The organism is Thalassotalea litorea, assembly GCF_005843925.1.
Lineage (GTDB): Bacteria > Pseudomonadota > Gammaproteobacteria > Enterobacterales > Alteromonadaceae > Thalassotalea_A > Thalassotalea_A litorea_A.
The window spans coordinates 1-12342 of sequence record NZ_VCBC01000006.1 but is presented as its reverse complement, the minus strand read 5'-3'; the positions used below and the strand labels follow the sequence as shown (position 1 = coordinate 12342).

Here is a 12342-nt window from a genome sequence, read left to right as displayed (position 1 = left end):
ATTTTCCTTTAAGATTTAAATTGAAAATTGGCTTTATCGACCCGAATGAGCGGATAAAGCCAATGGGATAACTTAACTTTGTTTAGCTTGTAAAGTTACTGTTCCGTAGTAAGAAGATACTGACCTTTGAACTTATAGCTCTGACCATTGAAAGAGAACTTAACCTGCTGGTCCGATTTACCTTCTGGTACGAATGCCAACAACATAGCATCCGAGCCGGCTAATTTAAAGCGAACAACATGAACGTCATCTTCAACGGAATAATCCAGAGACTCTAACTGAGAATGGGCGTCCAATGTATATTCTTTACTTGGATTGTATTCACCGTGTAATTCAAGCAGGCTGACAAAGTCCACGTTTTTCGCTTTCTCTAAGCGGTAAATGAAAGCTTTATCTTCGCGAAGATTAAAGTCAGGATCATTGGCACCGGTGCGGGTGAACAACAACGTCATATCTTCTGTCGCTTTGGTAGTCATGGTATAAAAACGATCATCATTTAACCAGGTTACCTTGCTTAGGGGCTGTTCCAGGCTCGCTTCTGACGTTAACCAAAGGTGCTGATAGCCGTCTTTCTTACCTAATGGCGCTAACGAGGTGTTATTCGTTTTTAACGTCGCCGATGTGTCCATCAGATGGCCATTGAAATGTAACGGCAAGTCGTATTGATGATACTTATCACTGTTCACATTAAACACATCGATTACGATTGGCAGTTCGCGATTAGCAACCTTAACCAACGCCTGAGTTCGACGCATTTCTACGCCTTTATACGCAGTATCGATGAAAGCTGAAGACAAAGAAACATCATCATCGCTGGCAAATAGCGTCACCGTCGGCGCATATTTGTTACCACGTTTAGTGTTACCTTTAAAGTGGCTACGTTGATCGACAACTAACGTATTGTGAGCAATGGTTTGCTTCGCGTAGGTATTATTTTCACGTAGATAGTGACCGCCATATTTGGCTTCTACATTAAGAAAACGTGCCGCACCATAATCGCTGACGACTTCATGGCCATTGTCATAAAAAATCCAGTTTAGTTTATCAAAGTGACCATGCCCCATTCCCTGCGAGGTCGCTTTAAAGACCAGCGCCTGGTGCTTTTCAGGATTGGTTTGGCTGTCCTGATTCGCGCGCATCACAACTAGAGCTCCTTGCTTACCATCCTGACCATCACCAAACTCCTTGCTGGCAAAATGATAGGGCTGGGCTTCACCGGCATCTATTGCCTGTGCCACTTTCAATCCATCACCGGTCAGTAATACCTGTTGCTGCTGCTCCGCAACATCTAATAGTTGCGGATTGTTGGTTAAGCCATAAGCAATCGTTACACCATAAACCAATTCAACCGTATCAATACCTTTGTCTTTAATTGCATCATTAATCGGGAAAAACAGACGGTTATAGCTCAATTGAATCGTGGTATCGATTGCTTTTAACAAAATGTTATCGCGATACTCAAAGATTTTACGTTCTGGTTGGTTTACTTCCACGGCTTTGGCAAAGAACACAAATGGCATCAATGCATAGCGCTGATAGTAAGGGCCTTCGGTGTAATAACCTTGCGGTGAAAACAATTCATCCAGTTGACGCATGAAACCGCCTGTACCGGATTTATCTAAACCATAAAGTGCTTGCTCAACCCACTCGGATTCATCAAGTACTAATCCCGTCATACCAACGGCAGCAGTTGCCCAGGTACCATGGTTATGAATTTTATCGAATGTTTGCGGCGATTCAGACGATAAAAAGCTCGCCATTGGACGAAATAGTCCTTGTTCGATAGTCTCGCGCTGTTCTTTCGTCGCAAAATCATGGACAAAGTCATAACCTTGAATGCTGTAAACCAAAAATACGGCTTCATTCAGGCTCTGCCAAAATAAGCGCCCTGGTGCCTGCTCTTTTTGCTTCGGGTGCAATGGCAAATCTTTGTACATTTCGGCATAGCCAAGCATTAATTCGATAGCACGCTCTGCGTACTTGTCCTGCCCGCTCAGTTGAAACAAGATACCCGCATCATGCATCGCACGATAATTGCGCTTGTGTTGCTCATGGGTAAACCCACCACCAGCATCTTTCGGGACAGGGATATTAACCGCGCGTTCTAATTGCGCATCAACTTGAATTTTCAATGCCTGGTAAGCTTGCTGAAAACTGCCGTCTTGCTTAACCGCTTTTTGCATTGCCGGAATATCACTGGCGTTTACCACCAATCTTGGGTGTGCGCCTTGATTAAAACTCTCTGCAAAAGCAAAGGTAGACGGCACAACGGCTAGACTCGCAAGAATTAACAGCCCACGCACAGCGCGAGACGCCTTAAACGATTTATTTGTACGACTTAACCTATTCTGGATAGTCGTGAGGAAGCTGGAATATAACACTTTCTTTATCCCTTATTTCTTAGCTGCGGCTTGATAGTGGTTGTCGGTCAAAGTCGCGGTGATTTCACCTGGAAAATTAAGCTCTTTCACATCAACTTTAGGTGTCGCTATAAAATCATTCGACTTAACCAATGTTTGCGGTTCACCAACGGTATGTTCAATGACAAGACCAGCACTGTTGCTAAACTCGTTCATTTCGATATTACTCACCTGTACACCGTGGAGGTATAAAGATGCCTTATACTTGTTACGCTTACCTTTACCGGTCGAAATGACCTGATTATTTTTAAAGGTGAAGTGCGGGCCAAACGTACTTTCATCGGTACCACCACGGTAAACCTTCGCGACAGCGCCTTGAATCGACTCAAATACGTTGTCAGTCAGCGTTATGTACTCACCATTATAGATACCCAGATCATCCATTTCTTTGTCAAGGCGCAGAATGTCACCGGTGATTTTGCTAAATGAACTATTGGTAATGACAATTTCATTGGCAAATGAACGATTGCCAACGTCAAAGAAATGAAAAGAATGGTTAATATCCAGACCTGATACCTGAATGTTATCGGCGATAAAACGATAGTTATCCAACATCGGGATTTTAGAAGTACGGATAACGGCGTTACCTGCACTATCCGGAGCATACTGACCATCAAGAATAACATCTTTAAGCTTTAAGTTACCGCCATCTTTGATATCAAAGGTGGTTGAACGGGAAATTTTCAACGTTGCAACGTTGTCACTGTCGAGAGACTTAAACGTTAACGTTTTCGTTAAAGGAATGATTTTATCTAATATGTACTCGCCTTTCGTAAGCGCAATAACATCGGAAGATTGCGCTTGTTCCAATGCTTTATATAATCCATCCGCGTTTTTCACTTGATGAACTTTACCCTGGTCAAAGTCTTCTTCACGACCAGGTTTTGCATACCAGGAAACACCGGTTTGCTCTTTATCTAACACCTTAAGCGCTGGGCTAACACCCACTTTTTCTGACGCGTCTTTCGCATATAACAAGCCGTTATCTGCTTTCTCAAGGGTGATATTCTGGTCGCTAAACCCTTCGGTTAATTTTGGTTCAGTGACGTTCGAGCGAACATTATTATCAAATTCAATACCAGAGACATCATCAAAGATACTGAAATTATCCTGGTCGGTATCGTTCACAATCAGGTTGTTGGCAAATACAGAGTCAACCGGCACAGCTTGACGCTCTTTATCACTACCTGCCGCCAAATGAATATGATCGACATTAATTAAGGTATTGTTTTCAATCTTGGCATTTTCAACTTGGTGATACCGATTAATTGGCGAGTTAACCACACCGTTCATCACCGTAAAACCGCTACCAAAGCGATAACCTGTCAAACCTTGTAGGTAGTTATTGCGGATCGTTTGATCGCCATTGATGACCCGAATACCACCGGTATGGTCAACACCGTTACCAAAGAAAATGTTCTCTTCAACTAAATTACCGCTACCGTGGCGTAACGTCAGGGTGCCACGCGATTCAAAGAATACGTTTCCTCGAAATTCATTTTTTCCGGACTTGTTAGAGATAATTTCCACTTCACCATTACAACGGTCAAAGTAGTTATTCTCAACAATCGTAAAAGAATCGGACAAAGAATAATGACTGGTTCCGATACGTAATGTTTCGCCGCCGTTAGAACCTAAAATTGGACGCGGGCCAAAATAGTTATGATCAATTTTATGATGATTTTCCTGGCTCTGTTCACTATTTAAGCGAACCGCCATAGTCACACCAGAATTGCTTTTTCCGACTAAGTGGGAGTGGTCGAAACGGTTATGTTTACCGTACATAACTACCCATTTATCAGATTCAAATTTATCGGGATTACTGTAGTGATCGATAACCACTTCGGTAACACGTGTGTGGTAAGCCAAATCATCTTTGTTACGACGAAATGAAATCACCTCTCCAGTTGGCGAGTAGCCATCTTTAAATACCAAACCTTTAACGATCAAATGTTCACCAGCAAGTCGCAAATTAGAATTGCCCGACAAAATCGTTTTTCCAGAGGTTTCTGCGGTTAATGTGATTGGTTTGGCTTTGGTGCCTTTGGCCTTAAAAACGATTTCAAAATCTTTCCAGACTTTGTCGGCCAGAACAATCGTGTCGCCAGGCTGAACTTTTTTAAGGGTTTTCGAATATTGTTCCTGTGAAGAAACTTTAAACTGCTTGGCAGCAACCGCATTGCTCATTAGCGGCAAACTTAAAGCGATAAGAGGAAGAAACGTTTTGACCAGTTTTACAATACGACTCATGCTGTTACTCAATTTTTAGTTGTCTAAAAAAGGTGAAGCTCTCTAATATGTGCAGTAAAAGAGAGCTTCGATTAATCCTAATGTTTGGGAGTTACATTAGAATTTAGCTTTAACGCCTAAGTAGAACTTAGCACCAGAGCGCGAGTAATCGGCGATGGTAGTATCATTACCACGCGTCATTACTTGTGGCTCGTCAAGCAAGTTCAATGCTTTAAGCGATACCGATACGTTGCTGGTGATCTTATACCTAGCTGAAAAATCTAAGTAATCTTGATCTTGTACGTAGCGGTGTGTACGCGTTGGAAACGGTAAGTTATTCGGCTGGAAGTACTTAGAACGATACTTGTAAAGTACTCGAGCAGAAAACGGACCTTGCTCCCAGTAGACAGATGCAGACGCTACGTCACTTGAAAAACCAAACAAGTTGGCATCAGGTACAATACCTGGGCTTGCAATTTCTTCAGTGACAAAGTCAGAATCTGCATAGTTATATGCAAGGCTAGCACCTAATCCATTAAACGGGTAAGGCAACATTGAAAAATGTTGATTCGCCGTAAATTCAATACCGGTGATGGTTGATTCATCATCTGCCGTATCAACCGCACTGTGCGAAACGTTTGGATAAATACTATCAACGCCATCTAGATTAACTGTAATGTCACGAACATCCTGAACGTTTTCATATCCGCCATTGAATGCTTTGTAATATGCAGCAAGTGTTAATGCTGAATCTTCACTTGGATAGTATTCCAAAGATAAGTCGAAGTTAGTCGACATATACGGATTCATGTGATTACCTTCAGCACGACCACTTTGTACAACCTGTGTGTAATCTGTATTGGTATTTTCATCACAATCGGAATCATCATTCACATCTTCACATCGCTCGTAAGTTACACCAGCTGACATTGCATTCATTTGGAAACGAGACATTGCACGATATGCGGCAGTACGAAGATAGACTTCATTACCTAAATCAAAACGTAGGTTTAAGCTAGGTAAGTACTTGGTGTAGCTGGAATCCAGCGTTACACGTTCAATTTCGTCATTAGGGTTGATTACAGCACTGTAAGTACCGTCTTCATTTGAAGTGATATAAACCTTATCACCCCAACCACGAGAATGGGTTTTGGTTTTTACCGCACGTAAACCGATGTTACCAGTAATTGGCAAGCCACCAATTTCAGTGTCGATATTTGCCATCACATAAGCCGCGAAGATATCTTCTTCAACGTCACGGTCTGAACCGTTACGGCCATCCATGCGCTCACCAATATCATAGAAATCTGTGTTTCCGTTGTTACCGGCAATTTGACCTTGCATTTGACCAATAAAACACTTGGCATTATACGTAACGAATTGACCGGAACCGCCGCCCTCTTCGTTAAATAAGTTGCCATTATAATGGCCGTTTTGACAGTTATCGACAATACCTTGGGTAAGCGCTATATGTGCTGCTTCGTTATTATCATCCCAATCAAAATCTGCGGTATCTGTAGCGGTCGTTCTTTCATTACCGGCGAAGGTAGTGGATACATCGTTAGTCTGATAATCGAGCAAGTGTTCCATTGAGTAACGAACACCCGCTTTAATTGAGCTAAAGAATTCGTTATCCAGAACATACTCACCATCAAGTCTTAGCGCCCAGATATCATCTTCACGCTCGTCGTGGCCACGACGATACTCGGCATAAGCAACGCCATCGTGAACAAAAGAGTTGATATCTGTGGCATCAAACGCTTCTGCAGCATTGAAACCTGCATCACTTGGACCATTACGGTCATCATCTAACCATGTTAGTGAAGGTACGTTATTGCCACGGAAGTCTAATTCGTACTGATAACGCTCTTCAGAACGGAATTTTGAACGGTGACGAACACGATAACGATATGAGCGAGAATACGATAGATCAGACGAGATAGTTAAATCGTCATTTGGCGTAAATTCAAAATTCAGACCAAACCCGTCATAATCATCAACCTGGTTACGACTTTCACCATATAAATGTGGACGCGCCTCACCTTTGGCGTAAAGCAAGGTGTGGTCATCGGCAATGATATGATCGGACAATGCACGACGGCGTGTATCCAGACCTAATTCCATGCGCTGTTCAGTGTATTCCAGGCGAGAATATTCATAATCGAGGTTGATATTTAATAGATCATTAGGGATCCACTGCATGGTACCTACGATACTGGTTCTGGTATCTTCATCTTCACCGGTACGCCAAAATGCGTCGTTTGGAACGTAAAAGATAGATGAAGGGTCATAATCGGAAATTAGGCGGTAGTTCGAAGCGCTTTCACCTTCAGGCAAGTTTGCCCAATCATCAATCGGTGTAGGGTTACGACCTACACGACCAGCACTCACAGCTTGCTCACCAGAGGTACAATCGGAACCGTTGTCCGACAAAGGCGTACCGTCAGCCAGGCGAGTTGCACAGATACCCATCTGTGAGTTACCACCAAAGTTTTCTTCCGGGTTTGAGTCATCAGAATGAACTAAACCTAAGGTGAAACCGAAATCACCCATGCTGTCAGTTTCGAAATTTTGAACCGTAGATGCGGTGATTTTTGCACCCCAAGGGTTTGCGTCTTCACCATCGACATCACTGTAGTAATCGTTGTAGATACCTGTGACTTCAACTCTTGATTCATTTTTACCGTAATCTACCGCGCGAAGTGAAGAAACTTCAATCGTACCGGAAGTACCACCTTCGACAAGGTCAGCAGATTGTGATTTGTAAATGAATACACCATCGACAAGTTCTGACGGGAATTTTTTAAAGTTAACCGCGCGACCAGGACCGGCATTGGTAATGGTACGGCCGTTAAATGTTGCGTAACCCCAGTAAGAACCCAGGCCACGAATAGAAATTTCGTTTTGACTACCTTTTAAACGGTGACCAGAAGCACCCGAAACATTTTCGATAACGTCTGACAGAGAAAGACCTGGTAATTCACCAAAGTCTGCCGCAGAGATACCATCACCGATGACAGTAGCCGTTTTCTTAATATCAAGGGACTTGGTCATTGTCCGGCGGTTAGTACCGGTGACTTCAATAACTTCTACGTCTTGCTGTGCCACTTGGGCTTGAGCAGCTTCTTCTTCCGCTAACGCGGGTGCAGATAGTAACCCCATGAATGCTGATGCGCAGACCAGCGAAGATGTACGTTTGGCCTTTTTACTATTAAGGAGTGCCAGCGCAATCTTGTTGAGCTTTATTGTTGTGAACATTATTGTTTTCTCAGTTGGTTTTATTATTTTGTGCAATGCATAAAAATAATTCATGTACAGACAATTTAATGTAACCAATATGGGTAACTATTGTCAAACATTAGATGACCAAATGTGAGAGCTTGTTATTACCAATTGTAAGACAATAATTTTAGTAAAACTTACCAATTTGACAGCTTGTTTATGATTGCGATAGAATGAATTTTGGTCTTTTTTCATCAAGACTTTTAAGTGCATGAGGTCCGTCCTCATCACGAACAGTTTAACTTTGTGTTATATAGGAAATGCGACATGAAAAACCGTCGATTGTTTTGGCAAATCGTGGATCAAATCGAAGAACAAATTGATGCTGGAGCCTATCCTGTCGGTAGTCGTCTGCCACCAGAACGTGTGCTCGCCGAGACATTTAGCGTAAGTCGCCCTACCATCCGCGAAGCCATTATTGCTTTGGAAGTACGCGGTCGCGTTGAAGTGAAAACCAGCTCCGGTGTATACGTACTGGAAAGCGGCAAAGATCAAAAAGATGGGCCAAGTATCAGCGCATTTGAGCTGACTCAAGCTCGCGCTCTAGTCGAAGGCGAAGCTGCAGCACTTGCCGCATCAATTATCACCGATGAAGAGCTTGAGCGATTGCAACAGACATTATTGCAAATGGACTCAGGCAACAATCCAGAACAAGCGGATAAAGAGTTCCATAATATCATTTCCAGTGCAACCCGAAATAATGCTTTGCAGCTTACGATTGCGGGACTTTGGGCCCAACGAGAGTCAAACAAGGATATTCAAGCCGCATATAAAGGGGTTTGTAGTCAAAGTGATGCTGAGCGTTTGCGAGAGCATACAAGTATCTACCAAGCCCTGAAAAATCGTGATTCTCAAGGAGCTCGTTCGGCAATGCATGCGCACTTTAATCGTTTGATTAATTCGTTATTTGAAGCAAGTGAAGCAAAAGCGTTAGAGGAAGTGCGACGTAAGACAAGCCAAACACGTGATTTATATTCACTAAACCACTTAGTAAAGAGTTAATCTGAAAGCTTTCAGATTAACTCCATATCGCTATATCAGATGTAACGATTAATACATTTTAAATCAGCAAAAGCCTGTTCCAATCGGGCGACCATTGAAGTTTCACCTTCTCTCAACCAAACCCTTGGATCGTAAAACTTTTTGTTTGGTTTATCACTACCATCAGGGTTGCCAATTTGACTTTGTAAATACCCCTTATGTTGTTGCTGATAGCGATTAACCCCATCCCACATGGCCCACTGAGTATCGGTATCAATATTCATTTTAACCGCGCCATACTCGATAGCTTCATGAATATCTGCCAACTCAGAACCTGAGCCGCCGTGAAATACGAAATTCACAGGTTTTTCTGGTAATGAAAAGTTAGCCGATACGTATTCTTGTGACAATTTCAGGATCTCGGGCGTCAGTTGCACATTACCAGGCTTATAAACGCCATGTACATTGCCAAACGATGCCGCAATCGTAAATCGAGAGCTGATAGCCGAAAGTTGTTGCCAAGCAAACGCAACGTCTTCTGGCTGGGTGTAGAGCATACTATTATCTAGATGTGAATTATCGATACCATCTTCTTCACCACCTGTACAGCCTAACTCGATCTCCAAAGTCATATCCATCGCTGCCATGGTTTTCATGTAGGTGCAGCAAATATCGATATTTTCCTGTAAAGTTTCCGCAGACAAGTCAATCATATGGGAACTGTAAAGTGGCTTTCCGGTTGCCTGAAAGTGCTTCTGTGAAGCATCCAACAAACCGTCAATCCAGGGCAGCAACGCAAGGTTTGCGTGATCTGTATGTAAAATGACAGGTACCTGGTAATGCTCTGCGACTTGGTTAACATAAACCGCTGCCGCTAACGCCCCTTGGATAGACAACTCCATTTTGTCTAACGGTGCGCCTTTACCAATAAAGAATCCTGCTCCGCCATGTGACAATTGGATAATTACCGGGGAATTTACCTTATGCGCAGCTTCCAGTGCCGCGTTAACTGACTGAGTACCAGTCACGTTAATCGCAGGTATGGCGTAGCCATTAAGTCTTGCATGGTCTAATAACTGAGTAACCTGTTCGCCAAACACGACACCAGGTTTAACCAGTTGCTTTAAATCAGTCATGATTTTTCTCATTGAAAATTATGCTTAGCCATTTGCTTCAATGCATGCATCGGTTATTTTTTGCCACTCACCGGCTTTAATCCATTCAGCATTTGCCATCCAGGTTCCACCAACAGCAAAAACATTCGGCAGATTTAGATAATCAGCCTTATTTCCCGCATGAATACCGCCCGTAGGGCAAAACTTAGTGCCAGCAAATACAGATGAAATTGATTTAATAAAAGGCGCCCCGCCTTTTTGCTCTGCCGGGAAGAACTTAAGCTCTTTAAACCCAAACTCGCGAGCCATCAGAACCTCAGACGCTGACGCCACGCCTGGCAATGCAGGAATACTGCAGTCAGATAGTGCCTTTAATAACGCAGGAGTACTCGCAGGAGTCACAATAAAATCAGCACCAGCTTTGATCACTGCATCAATCATTGATTGATCCAACACAGTACCAGCCCCAACTTTAAGATCAGGCAATTGTTGTTTAATTGCAGTGATAGTCGCTAAAGCCTGTTCTGTTCTTAACACAACCTCGACTGCTGTTAGGTTAGCTGCTTGCATAGCTCTGGCGATTTCTACACCCTCTTGAGGTGTATTAGCCTGGACGATAGGTAAAATCGTTTGATTACCCATCATAGAAGAAAAAGTTGGCATCATTAGCCCCTTGTAGTTTGTCCTGCAAATTAGATTATATTTTTGAAAGACATTAAAAGTTAATATCCATTCAACGAGCGGGGTAAATATTACCAAAATTGACAATTTTGTAAACCAATTAGTTTAATTGTGGTAATACCAAATTGCGATAAGAATAAAAACCACCGAAAAAGTGGTTTTTATTGTCTTTAAACATCAACCTAAGAAAATAACAGCCCGCCGTTGATGTCAACATTATTACCCGTCATATAGGAAGCTTCATCACTTGCTAAAAACGCAACTAGCTTAGCCACCTCTTCTGAACTCCCCTCTCGCTTCATACAAGTCATAGCAGCGACATTCTTTCGAACCTGGTCGGCTGTAAACGTGTCGTGAAAACCTGTTGCAATCATACCTGGGCAGACGCTATTCACTCGAATATCCGGACCTAGCTCTTTTGCCAACCCGCGAGTAAAGGTCATGACCGCTCCTTTAGAGGCAGCATACGCTGCGGCTCCCGGTCCACCACCATCACGACCTGCCTGTGATGCAAAAGTAACAATCGAGCTACCTGCAGACATATGGGGGATCACGGCATTACACATCATAAATAGAGACGTTAGATTTACATCCATCACCTTATGCCAATGACTTAGCGACATATCTGAGACCTTGACACGATCAATTAATCCACCTGAAACATGGACTAAATAATCAATACTGCCCATTTCCTCTATTGTTGTACTCACTACAGATGTCACTTCAACCTGATTCGTTAAATCCGCTTGTAATGCTAGCGCTTTAACACCGAGAGATTCTATTTCACTGACCGCACTCAATGCAGATTCCGCGCTTGAGTGATATGTCAGAACAATATTTGCGCCTTTTTTAGCTAACTCGATAGCACAAGCTCGGCCAATATCCCGACCTCCCCCAGCAACAATAGCGACTTTATTAATCATGGTCATATATACCTCCAACTTTCTAATTTAATTTAGTTTTTAGATAGCGAACTGTTAATCAAACTATCGAATCACTCACGCATTGTCAAACAACCAACAAACCAAAACCCGATTTTGGTCAACCAAATAAGATTACCAATAGATCTATTCCGAATTTCATTGAGCCATGCTTACAATTTATTTTAGTCTGAGAGGAAATATAGCGAATTTATAAAATTTTTCGATGAAACTGGAGGATAAAAGGGATGCAACCTGGGAATATCTAACCCACGGTTACGGGCAAGCACCGTTAAATAGAGCACGGATAATTTTATAGATACAAAAAAGCCTGCGATAAGCAGGCTTTTGGTAATGATGGTGGAGGGAGGTGGATGATAAAATAAATCCCTATATTTTACCCTAAAGGGACGCTAGAGCGTTCAAAATAGTTCCTGACGATTTTGTCGAACCAGGTTCTCTTCCACTCCCTGTCACATACAAAAAAGCCTGCAATAAGCAGGCTTTTGGTAATAATGGTGGAGGGAGGTGGATTCGAACCACCGAAGGCGGAGCCGTCAGATTTACAGTCTGATCCCTTTGGCCACTCGGGAACCCCTCCAAGACGAAAAACCCGCTGTAAAGCGGGATTCTCTAAATTGAAAGCCTAGCGATGACCTACTCTCACATGGGAACTCCCACACTACCATCGGCGCAATTGCGTTTCACTTCTGA

Annotated in this window: 7 protein-coding genes and 1 tRNA gene; 1 reads left to right on the top strand and 7 read right to left on the bottom strand. The window is 42.8% G+C overall.

Annotated elements, in window-relative coordinates:
• Positions 1-95 precede the first annotated feature (95 nt).
• The 3 genes from FE810_RS06980 to FE810_RS06970 all read right to left on the bottom strand — a co-directional run bounded on the left by FE810_RS06980 (position 96) and on the right by FE810_RS06970 (position 7907).
• Positions 96-2303 carry an alginate lyase family protein gene (locus tag FE810_RS06980; protein WP_246036959.1) on the bottom strand — a complete coding sequence of 736 codons (2208 nt, stop codon included), beginning with the start codon at positions 2301-2303 and terminating at the stop codon, positions 96-98.
• Positions 2304-2393: 90 nt separating this feature from the next.
• Positions 2394-4670: a chondroitinase-B domain-containing protein gene (locus tag FE810_RS06975; protein ID WP_138319329.1), complete on the bottom strand. Its 2277-nt coding sequence runs from the start codon at positions 4668-4670 to the stop codon at positions 2394-2396.
• A gap of 96 nt (positions 4671-4766) precedes the next feature.
• Positions 4767-7907 carry a TonB-dependent receptor gene (locus FE810_RS06970; protein ID WP_171022284.1) on the bottom strand — a complete coding sequence of 1047 codons (3141 nt, stop codon included), beginning with the start codon at positions 7905-7907 and terminating at the stop codon, positions 4767-4769.
• A gap of 291 nt (positions 7908-8198) precedes the next feature.
• Between FE810_RS06970 and FE810_RS06965 the strand changes: the two genes are divergently transcribed.
• Positions 8199-8933 carry a FadR/GntR family transcriptional regulator gene (locus tag FE810_RS06965; RefSeq protein ID WP_138319327.1) on the top strand — a complete coding sequence of 245 codons (735 nt, stop codon included), beginning with the start codon at positions 8199-8201 and terminating at the stop codon, positions 8931-8933.
• Between the two features lie 35 nt (positions 8934-8968).
• Here FE810_RS06965 and fbaA read toward each other — a convergent pair whose 3' ends face one another.
• The 4 genes from fbaA to FE810_RS06945 all read right to left on the bottom strand — a co-directional run bounded on the left by fbaA (position 8969) and on the right by FE810_RS06945 (position 12229).
• Positions 8969-10048 (bottom strand): class II fructose-bisphosphate aldolase, encoded by a 1080-nt coding sequence (gene fbaA / locus FE810_RS06960; RefSeq protein ID WP_138319326.1) that lies wholly within the window; start codon positions 10046-10048, stop codon positions 8969-8971.
• Positions 10049-10072: 24 nt separating this feature from the next.
• Complete coding sequence (gene eda / locus FE810_RS06955) at positions 10073-10690, bottom strand: bifunctional 4-hydroxy-2-oxoglutarate aldolase/2-dehydro-3-deoxy-phosphogluconate aldolase (RefSeq protein WP_138319505.1); 618 nt, start codon at positions 10688-10690, stop codon at positions 10073-10075.
• 200 nt (positions 10691-10890) lie between these two features.
• The gene (locus tag FE810_RS06950; RefSeq protein ID WP_138319325.1) at positions 10891-11637 is read right to left on the bottom strand and encodes an SDR family NAD(P)-dependent oxidoreductase; all 747 of its coding nucleotides are present in this window, start codon (positions 11635-11637) and stop codon (positions 10891-10893) included.
• A 507-nt stretch (positions 11638-12144) separates the two neighbouring features.
• A tRNA-Tyr gene (locus tag FE810_RS06945) sits at positions 12145-12229 on the bottom strand.
• Between the last annotated feature and the right edge of the window lie 113 nt (positions 12230-12342).